General features: G+C 59.9%; 23 protein-coding genes and 1 tRNA gene. 12 read left to right on the plus strand and 12 right to left on the minus strand.

The window, feature by feature from the left end:
* Positions 1-26 precede the first annotated feature (26 nt).
* The gene (locus tag DN387_RS13785; protein ID WP_054915265.1) at positions 27-1052 is read left to right on the plus strand and encodes a nucleoside hydrolase; all 1026 of its coding nucleotides are present in this window, start codon (positions 27-29) and stop codon (positions 1050-1052) included.
* Here the strand turns inward: DN387_RS13785 and DN387_RS13790 are convergent.
* Complete coding sequence (locus tag DN387_RS13790) at positions 1024-1254, minus strand: hypothetical protein (RefSeq protein ID WP_043860807.1); 231 nt, start codon at positions 1252-1254, stop codon at positions 1024-1026. The two genes, DN387_RS13785 and DN387_RS13790, sit on opposite strands and share 29 nt — an antisense overlap.
* A gap of 324 nt (positions 1255-1578) precedes the next feature.
* Between DN387_RS13790 and DN387_RS13795 the strand changes: the two genes are divergently transcribed.
* Both DN387_RS13795 and DN387_RS13800 read left to right on the plus strand, forming a co-directional pair.
* Positions 1579-1881, plus strand: coding sequence for a hypothetical protein (locus DN387_RS13795; RefSeq protein ID WP_054915264.1), 303 nt, complete (start codon positions 1579-1581; stop codon positions 1879-1881).
* 139 nt (positions 1882-2020) lie between these two features.
* Positions 2021-2341, plus strand: a complete 321-nt coding sequence (locus DN387_RS13800) for an I78 family peptidase inhibitor (RefSeq protein ID WP_043860805.1) — start codon at positions 2021-2023, stop codon at positions 2339-2341.
* Between the two features lie 81 nt (positions 2342-2422).
* On the opposite strand, the gene DN387_RS13805 is transcribed toward DN387_RS13800, so the two are convergent.
* Both DN387_RS13805 and DN387_RS13810 read right to left on the minus strand, forming a co-directional pair.
* Positions 2423-2635 carry a cold-shock protein gene (locus DN387_RS13805; RefSeq protein WP_003179963.1) on the minus strand — a complete coding sequence of 71 codons (213 nt, stop codon included), beginning with the start codon at positions 2633-2635 and terminating at the stop codon, positions 2423-2425.
* 163 nt (positions 2636-2798) lie between these two features.
* Positions 2799-3095, minus strand: coding sequence for a hypothetical protein (locus DN387_RS13810; protein ID WP_054915263.1), 297 nt, complete (start codon positions 3093-3095; stop codon positions 2799-2801).
* 370 nt (positions 3096-3465) lie between these two features.
* Here DN387_RS13810 and thrS point away from each other — a divergent pair, with 370 nt between their 5' ends.
* The 9 genes from thrS (at position 3466) to DN387_RS13855 (ending at position 10941) form a co-directional block, all read left to right on the plus strand.
* Positions 3466-5388, plus strand: a complete 1923-nt coding sequence (gene thrS, locus DN387_RS13815; RefSeq protein WP_043860803.1) for a threonine--tRNA ligase — start codon at positions 3466-3468, stop codon at positions 5386-5388.
* Positions 5388-5939, plus strand: coding sequence for a translation initiation factor IF-3 (infC, locus tag DN387_RS13820; RefSeq protein ID WP_173925091.1), 552 nt, complete (start codon positions 5388-5390; stop codon positions 5937-5939). The genes thrS and infC overlap by 1 nt, the downstream gene beginning before the upstream one ends.
* A gap of 60 nt (positions 5940-5999) precedes the next feature.
* Complete coding sequence (gene rpmI / locus DN387_RS13825; protein WP_027620572.1) at positions 6000-6194, plus strand: 50S ribosomal protein L35; 195 nt, start codon at positions 6000-6002, stop codon at positions 6192-6194.
* Positions 6195-6223: 29 nt separating this feature from the next.
* Positions 6224-6580, plus strand: coding sequence for a 50S ribosomal protein L20 (gene rplT / locus DN387_RS13830; protein ID WP_043860801.1), 357 nt, complete (start codon positions 6224-6226; stop codon positions 6578-6580).
* Positions 6581-6687: 107 nt separating this feature from the next.
* Complete coding sequence (gene pheS / locus DN387_RS13835; protein WP_054915262.1) at positions 6688-7704, plus strand: phenylalanine--tRNA ligase subunit alpha; 1017 nt, start codon at positions 6688-6690, stop codon at positions 7702-7704.
* A gap of 35 nt (positions 7705-7739) precedes the next feature.
* Positions 7740-10115: a phenylalanine--tRNA ligase subunit beta gene (gene pheT / locus DN387_RS13840; protein ID WP_054915261.1), complete on the plus strand. Its 2376-nt coding sequence runs from the start codon at positions 7740-7742 to the stop codon at positions 10113-10115.
* A 3-nt stretch (positions 10116-10118) separates the two neighbouring features.
* Entirely contained in the window at positions 10119-10421 is a 303-nt protein-coding gene (gene ihfA / locus DN387_RS13845; protein ID WP_002553164.1) for an integration host factor subunit alpha, read from the plus strand.
* Positions 10402-10758, plus strand: coding sequence for a MerR family transcriptional regulator (locus tag DN387_RS13850; RefSeq protein WP_043860798.1), 357 nt, complete (start codon positions 10402-10404; stop codon positions 10756-10758). Before ihfA ends, DN387_RS13850 begins: the two co-directional genes overlap by 20 nt.
* Positions 10759-10864: 106 nt before the next feature.
* Positions 10865-10941, plus strand: a tRNA-Pro gene (locus DN387_RS13855).
* 69 nt (positions 10942-11010) lie between these two features.
* Here the strand turns inward: DN387_RS13855 and DN387_RS13860 are convergent.
* The 9 genes from DN387_RS13860 to DN387_RS13900 form a co-directional block, all read right to left on the minus strand.
* On the minus strand, positions 11011-12174 hold the full coding sequence (locus DN387_RS13860) for a site-specific integrase (RefSeq protein ID WP_236171611.1): 1164 nt from the start codon (positions 12172-12174) through the stop codon (positions 11011-11013).
* A complete protein-coding gene (locus tag DN387_RS26140; protein ID WP_230849534.1) occupies positions 12060-12461 on the minus strand; it encodes a hypothetical protein in 402 nt (133 codons plus the stop codon). The genes DN387_RS13860 and DN387_RS26140 overlap by 115 nt, the downstream gene beginning before the upstream one ends.
* Before the next feature lie 17 nt (positions 12462-12478).
* Positions 12479-12655, minus strand: coding sequence for a hypothetical protein (locus DN387_RS13870; protein WP_177332958.1), 177 nt, complete (start codon positions 12653-12655; stop codon positions 12479-12481).
* 38 nt (positions 12656-12693) lie between these two features.
* Entirely contained in the window at positions 12694-13050 is a 357-nt protein-coding gene (locus DN387_RS13875; RefSeq protein WP_054915259.1) for a DUF5406 family protein, read from the minus strand.
* A gap of 50 nt (positions 13051-13100) precedes the next feature.
* A complete protein-coding gene (locus tag DN387_RS13880) occupies positions 13101-13586 on the minus strand; it encodes a methyltransferase (protein WP_054915258.1) in 486 nt (161 codons plus the stop codon).
* A 43-nt stretch (positions 13587-13629) separates the two neighbouring features.
* A complete protein-coding gene (locus DN387_RS13885; protein ID WP_054915257.1) occupies positions 13630-14082 on the minus strand; it encodes a phage protein NinX family protein in 453 nt (150 codons plus the stop codon).
* 250 nt (positions 14083-14332) lie between these two features.
* Positions 14333-14551 carry a hypothetical protein gene (locus DN387_RS13890; protein ID WP_054915256.1) on the minus strand — a complete coding sequence of 73 codons (219 nt, stop codon included), beginning with the start codon at positions 14549-14551 and terminating at the stop codon, positions 14333-14335.
* Complete coding sequence (locus DN387_RS13895) at positions 14548-14922, minus strand: hypothetical protein (protein ID WP_054915255.1); 375 nt, start codon at positions 14920-14922, stop codon at positions 14548-14550. The genes DN387_RS13890 and DN387_RS13895 overlap by 4 nt, the downstream gene beginning before the upstream one ends.
* Positions 14923-14982: 60 nt before the next feature.
* Positions 14983-15247, minus strand: a 265-nt coding sequence (locus DN387_RS13900; RefSeq protein WP_254506093.1) for a hypothetical protein, incomplete at its 5' end; no start/stop codon positions are given.

Here is a 15247-nt window from a genome sequence, read left to right on the forward strand (position 1 = left end):
TGTCCCCTGAGCACAAGGAGTGCCCAATGCCTGAACGTGTCCAAAAAGCCAAACGTTTGCTACGAGGTTTAGTGCTTATGTCTGCCCTGTCGAGTACTGCCGTGCTGGCCGCGCCCCGCGACCTGATCATCGATACCGACCCCGGCGCGGATGACGTGGTGGCGTTGTTGTTCGCCCTGGCGTCGCCAGAGGAACTGAAGGTGCGCGCCATTACCACCGTGGCCGGTAATGTGCGACTCGACAAGACCTCGCGCAACGCACGGCTGGCCCGGGAGTGGGCGGGGCGCGAAGAGGTGCCGGTGTACGCCGGCGCGCCCACGCCGCTGGTGCGCACGCCGATCTATGCCGAGAACATCCATGGCGAGGAGGGCTTGCCTGGCGTGGCGGTGCACGAGCCGAAAAAGGGCCTGGCCCAGGGCAGCGCGGTGCAGTACCTGATCGACACCCTCGGTGGCGCTGAACCCAACAGCATCACCCTTGCCATGCTCGGCCCGCAGACCAACCTGGCACTGGCGCTGATTCAGGCCCCGCAGATCGTCAAGGGCATCAAGGAAGTGGTGGTGATGGGCGGTGCCCACTTCAATGGCGGCAATATCACCCCGGTGGCCGAGTTCAACCTGTACGCCGACCCACAGGCGGCAGAGGTCGTGTTGCGCAGCGGGGTCAAGCTCACCTACCTGCCGCTGGACGTGACCCACAAGGTACTCACCAGCGAGGCGCGCCTGAAGCAGATTCGCGGGTTGAACAACCACGCCAGCAAGCTGGTGGGCGATATTTTGGATGCTTACGTCAAGGGGGACATGGCGCACTACGGCCTGCCGGGTGGGCCGGTGCACGATGCCAGCGTGATTGCCTACTTGCTCAAGCCCGAGCTGTTCAGTGGCCGGCAGATTCACATGAGCGTGGATAGCCGCGAAGGCCCGACCTTTGGTCAGACCATTGCGGACTGGTACGGCACGCTCGAGCTACCGGCCAATGTGATGTGGATCGAGAGCGGCGATGCCCAGGGCTTTTTCGATCTGCTCAGCGAGCGTCTTGCTCGATTGCAGTAATGGGTGTGGGCTGGTGTTCGGTCGCGGGCCAGTGGCGTTCGAACACCTGGTCGACGAAGGTGCGGGCAGCTTCGTGGCCGAGGTCTTGAAGCAGCAGGTCGGCGGCGATGATGAACAGCTCTTCGGTGGTGCCGGGGCTGTAGGAACGATGGCCGTCAGGCCATGTGACCTTGATGTTGGTGTCCAGGGTGGGGCTATTCATGGGGGTCTCGATCGAAAATACGCGTGCTGTTTGGTGCAGATGCCGGGCCCTGGCGTCTACAGCGGGGGCATGATTGCGCTCCGCCAACAGGTACAAGTTAAACATGTTGCAACAGGGCCAGCACTGCTACTTATGCATAAGCAGCGGGGCTAGGCAAACTAAATGGTGGTTGGGTTCGCTTATTCGTGACGTCTGTACCGATTCGTCGTTGGCACTTGGGTCGGCGCGGTAGCCGTGGAGCTGGCTTGCCAGTGAAGAGGGCGAACAGAGTCCGCCTGATGTACCCTGCACCCCACAGCCACCGCGCACGCCCGAGGACACCCCGTGCAGATCGACTTGAACACCCCCGAGCAGCTCACCCCCCAGCAGGTGCGCCAGCTGCTGGCCGAAGGCAACGACCGAATCCACAACCAGTTGCGCGTCACCCGCGGCGGCATTGCCTACCTGTCGCAGATTACCGGCGGGCGCGAGCTCGATGGCCTGCTGTTTCGCCTCGAGACCTGGGCCGCTGGCTCGGGCTGCGTGGGCCCTGTTGCCGCCGACGACGAACGCTGGGTCATGCAGGTGTATAACGTGCTGGCCAGCAACTGGCCCAAGCCCGCCAGCGACTACATCGATATCTACTGAACCGCTGCGCTCAGGCAAAATCCGGTCACGATTGAGGTTTCCCTGACGAGCACGTCTCAGGCAGACTGGGACGTTTTGCAACCAAAAGTGCTTAAAACTGTCGTATCAGACAGCATTCCAGTATTTGAAAGGAGGATTCATGTTCCGCACGCGTGCAACATTGGCGAGCCTGTTGGCAGCCGTGGTTCTGGCAGGTTGCAGTACCGATGGCTCATCGTCCAAGGCGCCAGAGGTAGCGGCAGCACCGAACCTCGATGGTCGCTGCGATGCCAGCAACGCCGCATTCACCGTCGGCAAGCCAGCAACCCCCGAGCTGCTGGAGCAGGCGCGCAAGGCGAGCGGGGCGCAGATCGCCCGCGTGCTCAAGCCGACCGACATGATCACCCTGGAGTACCGTTCCGAGCGCTTGAACCTCAACGCCGACGACAAGGGCGTGGTCACCCGGGTCAACTGCGGCTGATTCCGCCCCGGGCCTGCCGTTGCATAAACGGCAGGCACAAAAAAACCCGTCCAAGGACGGGTTTTTTTAATTCGTCAGAACTTACTCTGGACGAACTTGTGCAGCCTGCATGCCCTTCTGGCCTTTTTCGGCAACGAAGGAGACGGTCTGGCCTTCTTTCAGGCTCTTGAAGCCGTCAGACTCGATGGCCTTGAAGTGTACGAACAGGTCGTCGCCGCCACCTTGTGGAGTGATGAAGCCGAAGCCTTTTTCATCGTTGAACCATTTGACGGTGCCGGTTTGGCGATTGGACATGGGTGTATCTCCAGGAAACATGATGTTTTTCAGTAGTGCGGTGTCGCCGAGGCCAACAAGGTGCACAGAGGCATCATAGTCTAATTTTGCGCTTGTGGTGACTTTTACGTGTGCCGAATGCTGATCTGGCGCAAATTAACTGAGTTTTGTATGGCCTACGCCCTTATTTCTGGGGCTTGCAGGCCTGCGTAACCAGCTGTTTTGCCTTGTCTATAAGCTTCTGGTCTACGCCGTCAGTGCTGTTGAGCTCTTTGATCTCTGCGTCCGAAAAGTTTTTTTCGATCACATTCACGCTGCAGCTGCAGTGCTTTTCGGCGGATTGTTTCGTCATGCCCGGCTGGGCAGAGGCGGTGGCCACGCAGGACGTCAGGTAGCCTGGTGGAACAGTGCCTGCGTTGGCGCCAAGCGGCAGCAGCAGGGCACCAGTGGCCGCCAAGGCCAGAAGAGAATGAAGTCGCATACCGGTCACTCCTTTATTAGGTCGGGTGTATCTAGAGTAGGTCGCTTCCTAATCTCTGAGCGGAAAAAAACCGCTCAAGTTCACCGCATCGGTCTAAATTCAGAATATTTCTGCATATCCCCGGCCCATGGCCCTACGCGCCGAAAGCTTTGTGCTAGCATGCCTGGCTCAGGATTTGGCCGATTCGTCTTGCCGCTCAAATCTTTCTATATATATGTATCCAGTCACTCTGGTTCGTACCCTGGCAGGCCCTTGGGCTTCTGCCACTGTGAGGCAGGCTTTGCATTGCAAAGACAGGGTCGAATCGCGTACTGGCTCATCCCAACCCACGTGACCTTTGGTAGGGGTCACCACTAGGAGAGGAGGCGCCATGCCCACTATTACTCTTCCCGATGGCAGTCAACGTTCGTTCGACAAGGCCGTAACCGTAGCCGAGGTCGCCGCATCCATTGGTGCAGGCCTGGCCAAGGCCACCGTGGCCGGCAAGGTCGACGGCAAGCTGGTCGACGCGTGCGACCTGATCGAGCAGGACGCCAGCCTGCAAATCATCACGCCCAAGGACGAAGAGGGGCTGGAGATCATCCGTCACTCCTGCGCTCACCTGGTCGGTCATGCCGTCAAGCAGCTGTACCCGACCGCCAAGATGGTGATCGGCCCGGTCATCGACGAGGGCTTCTACTACGACATCGCGTATGAGCGTCCCTTCACCCCGGAAGACCTGGCGGCGATCGAGCAGCGCATGCAGCAGCTGATCGAGAAGGACTACGACGTCATCAAGAAGGTCACCCCGCGCGCCGAGGTGATCGAGCTGTTCAAGGCCCGTGGCGAAGACTACAAGCTGCGCCTGGTCGAAGACATGCCGAACGAACAGGCCATGGGCCTGTACTTCCATGAAGAATACGTCGACATGTGCCGCGGCCCGCACGTGCCCAATACGCGCTTTCTCAAGTCGTTCAAGCTGACCAAGCTGTCCGGTGCCTACTGGCGCGGCGACGCCAAGAACGAGCAACTGCAACGTGTGTACGGCACGGCCTGGGCTGACAAGAAGCAGCTGGCCGCCTACATCCAGCGCATCGAAGAGGCCGAGAAACGCGACCACCGCAAGATCGGCAAGCGCCTGAACCTGTTCCACCTCCAGGAAGAAGCGCCGGGCATGGTGTTCTGGCACCCCAATGGCTGGACCCTGTACCAGGTGCTCGAGCAGTACATGCGCAAGGTGCAGCGCGACAATGGCTACCTGGAAATCAAGACCCCGCAAGTGGTCGACCGCACGCTGTGGGAGAAGTCCGGGCACTGGGCCAACTACGGTGACAACATGTTCACCACCCAGTCCGAGAACCGCGACTACGCCATCAAGCCGATGAACTGCCCGTGCCACGTACAGGTGTTCAACCAGGGCCTGAAGAGCTACCGCGAGCTGCCGCTGCGTTTGGCCGAGTTCGGCGCTTGCCATCGCAACGAGCCTTCGGGCGCCCTGCACGGCATCATGCGTGTGCGCGGCTTCGTGCAGGACGATGCGCACATCTTCTGCACCGAAGAACAGATGCAGTCCGAGTCCGCCGCGTTCATCAAGCTGACCCTGGATGTGTACAAGGACTTCGGCTTCAAGGACATCGAGCTCAAGCTCTCGACGCGCCCTGAAAAGCGCGTGGGCTCCGACGACCTGTGGGACCGTGCCGAAGGCGCATTGGCCGCCGCGCTCGACAGCGCCGGCCTGCCGTACGACCTGCAGCCGGGTGAAGGGGCGTTCTACGGCCCGAAAATCGAATTCTCGCTGAAGGATTGCCTTGGCCGTGTGTGGCAGTGTGGTACCCTGCAGCTCGACTTCAACCTGCCGATCCGTCTGGGCGCCGAATACGTCTCCGAAGACAACGGCCGCAAGCATCCGGTGATGCTGCACCGTGCCATCCTCGGTTCGTTCGAGCGTTTCGTCGGAATTCTCATCGAGCACTACGAAGGTGCATTCCCAGCCTGGCTGGCGCCTACGCAGGCGGTGATCATGAATATCACCGACAAACAAGCGGATTTCGCCCAGAAAGTGGAAAAAACTCTGGCCGAAAGCGGCTTCCGTGCCAAGTCCGACTTGAGAAATGAGAAAATCGGCTTTAAAATCCGCGAGCATACCTTGCTCAAGGTTCCCTATCTCCTGGTTATCGGGGATCGGGAAGTCGAAACGCAAACTGTCGCTGTGCGTACCCGCGAAGGTGCTGACCTGGGCTCCATGCCCGTCGCCCAATTTGCGGACCTGCTCGCGCAAGCGGTTTCCCGGCGTGGTCGCCAAGATTCGGAGTAATTACTATTAAGCGTGATATGAGACAAGATAAACGAGCTGCACCGAAAGCCCCGATCAACGAGAATATCTCGGCACGTGAGGTTCGGTTAATTGGCGCTGACGGCGAGCAGTTGGGCATCGTCTCGATTGAAGAAGCGCTTCGTATCGCTGAAGAAGCGAAACTGGACCTGGTAGAAATTTCTGCTGACGCCGTTCCGCCTGTCTGCAAAGTCCTCGACTACGGCAAAAGCCTGTTCGAGAAGAAAAAGCAGCAGGCTGCGGCGAAGAAGAACCAGAAGATCATCCAGATCAAAGAAATCAAGTTTCGTCCAGGGACGGAGGAAGGGGATTACCAGGTAAAACTACGCAACCTGGTACGTTTCCTTACTGATGGGGACAAGACCAAAATCTCTCTGAGATTCCGTGGTCGTGAGATGGCCCACCAGGAGCTGGGTATGGAACTGTTGAAGCGGATCGAAGCTGATCTTGCCGAATACGGGACCGTCGAACAGCATCCTAAGATGGAAGGACGCCAGCTTTTGATGGTCATCGCCCCCAAGAAAAAGAAATAACCACCAGGGCACGGCAGGCCTTGCGGTTATGTTTATCAACTGAATGCGGAGTATCCGAACATGCCAAAAATGAAAACCAAAAGCGGTGCAGCCAAGCGTTTCTTGAAAACGGCTAACGGCATCAAGCACAAACACGCTTTCAAGAGCCACATCCTGACCAAAATGTCGACCAAGCGTAAGCGTCAACTTCGCGGTAGCAGCCTGCTGCACGCGTCGGACGTTGCAAAAGTCGAGCGCATGCTGCGCCTTCGTTAATTTTTGGTTATAGATAGAGGAAATTACTCATGGCTCGTGTAAAGCGTGGCGTCATCGCTCGTAAGCGTCACAAGAAAATTCTGAAACTGGCTAAAGGTTACTACGGCGCTCGCTCGCGCGTATTCCGTGTTGCCAAGCAAGCGGTCATCAAGGCAGGCCAATACGCCTACCGCGACCGTCGCCAGAAAAAACGTCAGTTCCGCGCTCTGTGGATCGCTCGTATCAACGCTGGTGCTCGCGTCAACGGTCTGTCCTACAGCCGCCTGATCGCTGGCCTGAAAAAAGCGTCGATCGAAATCGACCGCAAAGTTCTGGCTGATCTGGCAGTGAACGAAAAAGCGGCGTTTGCTGCGATTGTCGAAAAGGCTAAAGCCGTTCTGGCTTAAGTACCCACGACAATCATTCGCCGTCGATGTCGGCGGCGGATGTTAAACGTCATAGATAGGGGAAGAGCCTGTAAGCTCTTCCCCTATTTTGTATCTGGAGTCTGTACATGGAAAACCTGGATGCGTTGGTCTCCCAAGCCCTCGAGGCTGTGGAGCGCGCTGAAGACATCAATGCCCTGGAGCAGATCCGGGTTCAATTCCTTGGCAAGAAAGGCGAACTGACTCAGGTGATGAAGACCCTGGGCAACCTGCCGGCTGAAGAGCGGCCCAAAGTCGGCGCGCTGATCAACGAAGCCAAGGAACGCGTGACCGAGGTGCTCAACGCCCGCAAGGCCGCCTATGAAGAAGCCGAGCTCAGCGCTCGCCTGGCTGCCGAATGCATTGACGTCACCTTGCCTGGCCGTGGCCAGACCTCCGGTGGTTTGCACCCTGTCACCCGTACCCTCGAACGCATCGAGCAGTTCTTCACCCATATCGGCTACGGCATCGCCGAAGGCCCGGAAGTCGAAGACGACTACCACAACTTCGAAGCGCTCAACATTCCCGGCCACCACCCGGCCCGGGCAATGCATGACACCTTCTACTTCAATGCCAACATGCTGCTGCGCACCCACACCTCGCCGGTGCAAGTGCGGACCATGGAGTCCACTCAGCCGCCGATTCGCATTGTCTGCCCGGGTCGCGTGTACCGCAACGACTCGGACATTACCCACTCGCCGATGTTTCACCAGGTCGAAGGCCTGCTGATCGATCGCGACATCAATTTTGCCGACCTCAAAGGCACCATCGAAGAATTCCTGCGCGTGTTCTTCGAAAAAGAGCTGGCGGTACGTTTCCGTCCGTCGTTCTTCCCCTTCACCGAGCCTTCGGCTGAAGTCGATATCCAGTGCGTGATGTGCAGCGGCAAGGGCTGCCGTGTGTGCAAGCAGACCGGTTGGCTCGAAGTCATGGGCTGCGGCATGGTGCACCCGAACGTGCTGCGCATGTCTGGTATCGACCCCGAAGAGTTCTCGGGCTTCGCATTTGGCATGGGGGCCGAGCGCCTGGCCATGCTGCGTTACGGCGTCAACGATTTGCGCCTGTTCTTCGACAACGACTTGCGGTTCCTTGCGCAATTTCGCTAGGTCGCGCACCCGTAACGAATCTTTAGGAGAGCAGGATGAAATTCAGTGAAAAGTGGCTGCGCGGTTGGGTCAACCCGCAGGTATCCCGTGACGAGCTGGTGGCACGTCTGTCCATGGCCGGTCTTGAGGTCGACAGCGTAACCCCGGCCGCCGGTCAATTCAGCGGCATCGTGGTGGGCGAGGTGCTGAGCACCGAGCAGCACCCCGACGCCGACAAGCTGCGCGTGTGCCAGGTCAGCAATGGCAGCGAGACCTTCCAGGTAGTGTGCGGCGCGCCTAATGTGCGCCCTGGCCTGAAGATCCCGTTCGCCATGATCGGCGCCGAACTGCCAGGCGACTTCAAGATCAAGAAGGCCAAGCTGCGTGGCGTCGAGTCCAACGGCATGCTGTGCTCGGCTGCCGAACTGCAGATCAGCGAAGAGAACGACGGCCTGCTGGAACTGGCGGCAGACGCCCCGGTTGGCCAGGACATCCGCGTGTATCTGGACCTGGACGATGCCAGCATCGAGGTCGACCTGACCCCGAACCGCGGCGACTGCCTGTCCCTGGCCGGCCTCGCCCGTGAAGTCGGCGCCCTGTACGGCGCCCCGGTCACCCGCCCGACCGTGCCGGCCATTGCGCCAGGCATCGACGACGTGCGCCCGGTAGACGTGCTGGCGCCGGCCGCGTGCCCGCGTTACCTGGGCCGCGTTATCCGTAACGTCGACCTGTCACGCCCGACCCCGCTGTGGATGGTCGAGCGTCTGCGCCGCAGTGACGTGCGCAGCATCGATGCTGCCGTCGACATCACCAACTACGTGATGATCGAGCTGGGCCAGCCGCTGCACGCCTTCGACCTGGCTGAAATCAACGGTGGCATCCGGGTGCGCATGGCCGAGGAGGGCGAGAAGCTCGTCCTGCTCGACGGCCAGGAAGTTGCCCTGCGTGCCGACACGCTGGTCATCGCCGACCACGATCGCGCCCTGGCCATTGCCGGCGTGATGGGTGGCGAGCACAGCGGTGTTGCGGCCACCACCAAGGATATCTTCCTTGAAAGCGCCTTCTTCGAGCCGATCTCGGTGGCTGGCAAGGCCCGCTCCTACGGCCTGCACACCGATGCCTCGCACCGCTACGAGCGTGGCGTCGACTCGCAACTGGCCCGCGAAGCCATGGAGCGCGCCACTGGCCTGCTGCTGGATATCGTAGGCGGCGAAGCCGGCCCGATCATCGAGACCGTCAGCCCAGAGCACCTGCCCAACATCGCCCCGGTCACCCTGCGTGCCGAGCGCATCACCCAGATGCTGGGCATGGAGATGGACAGCGCCGAAGTCGAGCAACTGCTCAACGGCCTGGGCCTGAAAACCAGCGGTGAGGCCGGGCAGTGGCAGGTCGAAGTGCCCAGCCATCGCTTCGACATCAGCCTGGAAGTGGACCTGATCGAAGAGCTGGCCCGTCTGTACGGCTACAACCGCCTGCCGGTCCGTTACCCGCAAGCGCGCCTGGCCCCGCAGGCCAGGTCTGAAGTGCGTGGCGAACTGCCTGCGCTGCGTCGCCTGCTGGTTGCCCGTGGCTACCAGGAAGCGATCACCTACAGCTTCATCGACCCCAAGCAGTTCGAGCTGTTCAACCCTGGCGTAGAGCCGCTGCTGTTGGCCAACCCGATTTCCAGCGACATGGCGGCCATGCGTGTCAGCCTGTGGCCGGGCCTGGTCAAGGCACTGCAGCACAACCTCAACCGCCAGCAAGACCGCGTGCGCCTGTTCGAGAGCGGCCAGCGCTTCGTCGGCCAGCTGGGCGACCTCAAGCAACAGCCGATGCTGGCTGGTGTGGTCTGCGGGAGCCGCCTGCCGGAAGGCTGGGCCAACGGCCGCGACACCATCGACTTCTTCGATGTGAAGGCCGACGTTGAAGCGGTACTGGGCTTCTCCGGTTCGCTCGACGACTTCACCTTCGTGCCCGGCAAACACCCGGCGCTGCACCCAGGCCAGACCGCGCGCATCGAGCGTGGCGGCGTCGAAGTCGGCTACCTGGGCGCCTTGCACCCCGAGCTGGTCAAGACCCTGGGCCTGGATCGCACCGTGTATGTGTTCGAGCTGGTGCTGGCGGATGTAGTGGAAGGGCGCCTGCCGAAGTTCCACGAACTGTCGCGCTTCCCCGAAGTACGCCGTGACCTGGCGTTGATCGCAGGGCGTGATGTGGCGGCCAGCGCGGTGCTGGATGTAATCCGTGAAAACGCCGGCGAGTGGCTCACCGACCTCAGGCTGTTTGATGTGTATCAGGGTAAAGGTATTGATCCTGATAGAAAAAGCCTGGCCGTCGGCTTGACCTGGCAGCATCCATCGCGCACTCTTAACGACGATGAGGTGAACGCCACCACGCAAAACATTCTCACCTCGCTTGAACAAAGGTTGAACACCACGTTAAGGAAATAGCGTATGGGTGCTCTGACGAAAGCTGAGATGGCCGAACGGCTGTACGAGGAGCTGGGCCTGAACAAGCGCGAGGCCAAGGAATTGGTCGAGCTGTTTTTTGAAGAGATCAGGCACGCTCTTGAAGACAACGAGCAGGTCAAATTGTCGGGTTTCGGCAACTTTGACTTGCGTGACAAGCGCCAGCGGCCGGGCCGCAACCCGAAAACGGGTGAAGAGATCCCGATCACGGCGCGTCGAGTCGTCACCTTTCGTCCAGGGCAGAAGTTGAAAGCCCGAGTTGAGGCCTATGCTGGAACCAAGTCATAACGACGAGCTTCCGCCGATTCCAGGCAAACGCTACTTCACCATTGGTGAAGTGAGCGAGCTTTGTGCGGTAAAACCGCATGTGCTCCGTTACTGGGAGCAGGAGTTTCCCCAGCTTAACCCGGTGAAGCGCCGCGGTAACCGCCGGTATTATCAGCGCCAGGACGTGCTGATGATCCGGCAGATCCGGGCGCTGTTGTATGACCAGGGCTTCACCATCGGCGGTGCGCGGTTGCGCCTTTCGGGGGATGAAGCCAAGGATGATACGACCCAGTACAAACAGATGATTCGGCAGATGATTGTCGAATTGGAGGATGTGCTGGTGGTGTTGAAGAAGTGACCGAAGCCGTTTCAGGAATTTTGGAAAAAAAGCTTCCATAATTCAAAAGGTTAAGGTAAATTCTTCATCGTTCTCAGCAACAAGGGGAACATGCTTCAAGCCCAGTCGGGGCGTAGCGCAGCCCGGTAGCGCACTTGCATGGGGTGCAAGGGGTCGAGTGTTCGAATCACTCCGTCCCGACCATATATTTCAATGACTTAGCCACCTTCGGGTGGCTTTTTCATTTATGCGTGTGGGGACTTTTTCGGGACATCATCCGATTTTCCTCTTCAAGATCGTCAACACCGGCCCGCGCGAGTCGGTTGTTGATACCATGTTTGCAGCCTCAATCAGCTTGCCCAGCTCAGCGCCGGAATAGTGACTGGTGATGCTGCCGTTCTTGTGCCCGAGCAGTGACTTCCGATCCTCTTCAGTAACGCCTGCTGCCCGCAGTCGGCGACCGAATGTGTGCTTCAAGTCGTGAATCCTGATAGAGGCATATCCAGGGTGAGCAGGGCGAAGGTTTTCCTCCTGCCAGAGTTTCGCCGCTCTCACCCGTGCCTTCTTCCAGGCCGAGTCGTTCATTCGGTGCATCGCGGTGCCGTTGTATGGGAATACCCATTCCTTGCTGATCCCGCGCTGCCTTTCAATGATTGACTTGGCCACAGTGTTCAACACCACCAGGCGCTCGTCGCCATTCTTTACGCCCGACCTGGCGTGTCTCCCGCCGAAGTCAGCGGGGATCAGAAATACACTGGTTCCCAGTTCCGGCACCGATATCTCCCAATCCCACCTCAGCTTGCACACCTCTTGCTCCCGGCAGCCCGTGTTTACCTTGAACAGGGCCATCGTTTGCAGATGGCCCGGCAACTCGTTGAAGAGGATCGACTGCTCCTCCCATGACATTGGGTAGGGCTTGCGGCTCGACTTCTTCTCTTCGAGCTTCCTGAGCATGGGCACACTGTCCAGCCAGGGCCGGCGATCATCGTCTCGCCACTTCCTGGCGCAGAGCGTCAAAACCCGGACCGCGCGCTCGATGGCGATGTTGATCGTCCGGTTGCTCACGGCCTTTTCAATGGTCCCATCCGCCAGAACCTTTTCTGTCTGCCGATCCCTGATGAACGGCTCCAGCGCCTGGTCATCGATGTGCGTCAGCGGCAGGTGGCCCAGGTAAGGGTGAAGCTGCTTCATGCACAGGGCAGTAAGGTGAATGGAGGGCTGATCCTTGACCTCAAGGAGGTAGCGCATTGCCGCCTCCTCCCAGGTGTGCACTTGCCGAACGCCGTACACCTTCCGTTGACGCATCTGCTCGAGCTTGTGGATCAAGTACTGCTCTGCTTCTTCCCGGTCACCAGTTCCAGTACTCTCTCGAATTCGCTCCCCTTTGTAGACTTTGTCGATTTGCCAGACACCGCCCTTCTCGTAGAGGCCGGTGATCGTTTTTCGCGCCATGTATCATCTCCTCGGCGCTCGCTGCGGGGCCGATTGTTGTCCTGTCCGGTGGCTTTTTCAATCGCCTTGGCTTCGATGTAGGCGTCCGCCCACTCATCAAGCTCCTGGCGGTCAAAGGCCACGCCCTGTTTTCCGATGGGGAATTCCCGCACGTTCGGCCTGACCGTCTTGTTGAACTCATCCCGGCACATGCCGAGATACCCAGGTGCATCGCCGAACCGGATGAACCGCGGCTGAATGCTTGAGGGCTTTGCTGCTGTGGCATTCGCCATGTCTTTCTCCGTGCCGTTCAGGCCGTGAAGTGGTGCCCGACCTGCGCCGCCCGGGCGGCTTCCTCGGTGCGGAACATGATTTCTTTGGTGCCCGGCCAGCCCTCGGCCGTGTATTCCACCGATACCCACCAGTGGCCGAACTTGCGGTACGGCTCGCCAAGGATCTTCGTGACGTAGCAGTCGATCAGGTTCATGGATGGTCTCCACGCCGCCGGTGGCGGCAGGTTGGTTGTTACCTCGGCGCGATGGCAATGATCTCGGCGGCTATTAGCATGTTGCTCAGCCAGTCGTCGCCTGTCGCGCCATCAGGGTCGTCATCGCCACACTCGAGCGTCTGAGTCGGATCATTCGGATCTGCCATCAAAAGCACCGCGTAGGTGTCAGCGCTGTTGTAGATGGACCGCTGCTCGAGCTTTTCGTAAACGGAACCCACCGCTGCGGATATCACCTCCAGGCCGGTGCAGTTTCCGCCGATGATCACCTCGGCTTGCGCGCGGTATTGCCACAGTGCGAATGTGAGGCGAACTGTTTGGCTGGCCATGCTGCCACTGCAGGTCAGATTGGGGTCGTAGTTCATGATTGCGGACATAGGGGATCCTCGCCCGCGCATGTCGGCGGGCTTGAGTTGTAGGGGAGGTGTTAGGCTGAAGCGGGGCGCTTCATGAAGGTTATCCAGTGCGTCTTTTCGCGCTTGCCGGACTTGTGGCCAAACAGGGGCTTTTCATCTGTCAGGGCCAGCAGCTCGCTCACCAACACCTGCGTTTCATTCCACTTGAAGATCAAGATTCCTTCAGGCTCCAGTACCCTGAAACATTCGGCGAACCCCTGTCGGATGTCTTCGCGCCAGTCGCTGGTGAGCAGGCCGTACTTGGCGCGCAACCAACTATCGACGCCGGCGCGGGTGAGGTGCGGCGGATCGAACACCACCAGGCGGAAGGTCGAGTCATCGAAGGGCAGCTGCCGGAAGTCCATCAGCACGTCCGGCTCGACCTTCAGCACACGGCCATCACAAAGCAGGTGCTCTTCGTCGCGGATATCACCGAACAGGGCGCGCTGGTCCTGCTTGTCGAACCACATCATCCGGCTGGCGCTGCATGGGTCGAGCACTTTGACTGCCGAACTCATCGCGGCGCTCGATAGATCAGGTAGGCCATATAGACGAGGGCGATCATGGCATCAGCTCCTTCGGCACCTGGACGGTATCTCCAAACTCAAGCTGGACGATTGCTTGCATGGCTACGACCAGGGGTTTTTTCGGGTGATGGAACGCGGTGCGGCGGTGCTTTCGCTCTTTGCCGAAGATCGTGCTGCTCCAGAGTCCCGACTCGTAATAGCCGTTGCGCTTGTCCATGTAGCCGAAGTTGCGGTGCACGGCGCTGGTCGGCGGCGACAGTGACACTTGGTGCTTCTCGATCAACTCCCCGCCAAGCGTCCAGCTCTCGTGAGGGTTATACCGCTCGCAACGCTCTGTTGCTTCGCCGCGATAGTTGACGAACACCCTGTGCGGTGCGCCGTAGTGCGGCTTGGCCACATGCACATCCAGCCCCTCGGCCTTGGCGACCGCCCAGGCCAGTTGCTCGCCCACCAGGTCTGCCGTCTTCACTTCGATCAGGTCGGTCATGGCTTCACCTTGCGGGCCTGCTGGGAGCGATACCGTTCGGCGCTGCTGGAGCACCCGCCGTCCTGGCAGCCATGCTCGTGGCATGCGGTTGAATTGCACACTGAGCGATACCCAGTGCCGCCACACATGCTGCAGTTCGCGCCGGAATGCGATGGGCACGGGTAGGACTCCCCTGGCACTCCCCATTTCTGCCGGCGCGGGAGCAGCATCCCAACGCCCGAATCCGGCACGTTCGTGTTGAGCTTGTCAATCACAGCTGATACCTCTCGTCAATCCAGCGCCCAGGCGCCAGTGCGGGTGTATGTTCGGGTTGTGTTTCGTGCGGGGAGAGCTGGCGCTCGTTGCTGGCGTGCTGGCATTTCATCTGCGCGTTCAATCGGCCGAGCTGGCGCATCTCATATGCAAGCCATGCCGAGCTCGCCACCAGCCCGAGAAGCGGCAGCAGGAGGCAGAGGGAGAGGCGTGTCATGATTTGCTCCCGATCGCCGCGGCCGCCTCAACGATTGCCCGCCGAGTTGCGCGGAATGGGTCATCGCCGTGGTAAATGTCGAATTCACCAAAGCGCTCGGCATCCACGATGGTGTACGGGTCCGTGTCCGCGTCGAACGGCTCGACGATGTGGATCTGGATGCCCAGGCGATCAGCACGGCCCATCAGCACAGCTAGGCGCAGAGCATCGCCGTCATTGATCAGTGGGTTCCAGTGAGCCCGCACGCCCGACTGGCCCTTCAGGCGGAAAGGCCATTTCGGGTCTCGACAGGTGCAGGGCTCGATTTCCAGTCTGCCGGCCTTTGCAGCCAGCTTGAGCAGTTCAAGATCGCGTTCGTCTACTTCGGACACGGGGATTCCTTGGCCGCCATATCGCGGCAGTGAATAGAGGGGAGAGTGGTAAGGGTGTTGCTACGGAACGCGAACCCACCAGGACTGCGCGTAGGCCACGCCGTCGATGAACTCGATGCCGGTGAACGTGGCGCCCATGGTCGACATGCCGGTCATCACAGCCTCATACAGCGGCGGCAGCGGCGGGTACCCGGGGTGGCTGATCAGAATCGACGCAGAGCTGGAAGGGCGGCCCATCGGTGAGAACGCATCCACCCGCAAGTGCACGTCGCCCTTGATCGGCATGACTGAGTCAATTTCTTTCTGGGCACGCTTAACGCCGCGT

Origin of the sequence: Pseudomonas sp. FBF18, assembly GCF_024261405.1 — a bacterium.
GTDB classification, from domain to species: domain Bacteria; phylum Pseudomonadota; class Gammaproteobacteria; order Pseudomonadales; family Pseudomonadaceae; genus Aquipseudomonas; species Aquipseudomonas palmensis.

What these genes read in the sequence shown, in the direction of transcription:
- DN387_RS13785 (WP_054915265.1), top strand. Translation starts at nt 27, where the DNA reads ATGCCTGAACGTGTCCAAAAAGCCAAACGTTTGCTACGAGGTTTAGTG.
- DN387_RS13790 (WP_043860807.1), bottom strand. Translation starts at nt 1,254, where the DNA reads ATGAATAGCCCCACCCTGGACACCAACATCAAGGTCACATGGCCTGAC.
- DN387_RS13800 (WP_043860805.1), top strand. Translation starts at nt 2,021, where the DNA reads ATGTTCCGCACGCGTGCAACATTGGCGAGCCTGTTGGCAGCCGTGGTT.
- DN387_RS13805 (WP_003179963.1), bottom strand. Translation starts at nt 2,635, where the DNA reads ATGTCCAATCGCCAAACCGGCACCGTCAAATGGTTCAACGATGAAAAA.
- DN387_RS13810 (WP_054915263.1), bottom strand. Translation starts at nt 3,095, where the DNA reads ATGCGACTTCATTCTCTTCTGGCCTTGGCGGCCACTGGTGCCCTGCTG.
- thrS (WP_043860803.1), top strand. Translation starts at nt 3,466, where the DNA reads ATGCCCACTATTACTCTTCCCGATGGCAGTCAACGTTCGTTCGACAAG.
- rpmI (WP_027620572.1), top strand. Translation starts at nt 6,000, where the DNA reads ATGCCAAAAATGAAAACCAAAAGCGGTGCAGCCAAGCGTTTCTTGAAA.
- rplT (WP_043860801.1), top strand. Translation starts at nt 6,224, where the DNA reads ATGGCTCGTGTAAAGCGTGGCGTCATCGCTCGTAAGCGTCACAAGAAA.
- pheS (WP_054915262.1), top strand. Translation starts at nt 6,688, where the DNA reads ATGGAAAACCTGGATGCGTTGGTCTCCCAAGCCCTCGAGGCTGTGGAG.
- pheT (WP_054915261.1), top strand. Translation starts at nt 7,740, where the DNA reads ATGAAATTCAGTGAAAAGTGGCTGCGCGGTTGGGTCAACCCGCAGGTA.
- ihfA (WP_002553164.1), top strand. Translation starts at nt 10,119, where the DNA reads ATGGGTGCTCTGACGAAAGCTGAGATGGCCGAACGGCTGTACGAGGAG.
- DN387_RS13850 (WP_043860798.1), top strand. Translation starts at nt 10,402, where the DNA reads ATGCTGGAACCAAGTCATAACGACGAGCTTCCGCCGATTCCAGGCAAA.
- DN387_RS26140 (WP_230849534.1), bottom strand. Translation starts at nt 12,461, where the DNA reads ATGGCGAATGCCACAGCAGCAAAGCCCTCAAGCATTCAGCCGCGGTTC.
- DN387_RS13870 (WP_177332958.1), bottom strand. Translation starts at nt 12,655, where the DNA reads ATGAACCTGATCGACTGCTACGTCACGAAGATCCTTGGCGAGCCGTAC.
- DN387_RS13875 (WP_054915259.1), bottom strand. Translation starts at nt 13,050, where the DNA reads ATGTCCGCAATCATGAACTACGACCCCAATCTGACCTGCAGTGGCAGC.
- DN387_RS13880 (WP_054915258.1), bottom strand. Translation starts at nt 13,586, where the DNA reads ATGAGTTCGGCAGTCAAAGTGCTCGACCCATGCAGCGCCAGCCGGATG.
- DN387_RS13885 (WP_054915257.1), bottom strand. Translation starts at nt 14,082, where the DNA reads ATGACCGACCTGATCGAAGTGAAGACGGCAGACCTGGTGGGCGAGCAA.
- DN387_RS13890 (WP_054915256.1), bottom strand. Translation starts at nt 14,551, where the DNA reads ATGACACGCCTCTCCCTCTGCCTCCTGCTGCCGCTTCTCGGGCTGGTG.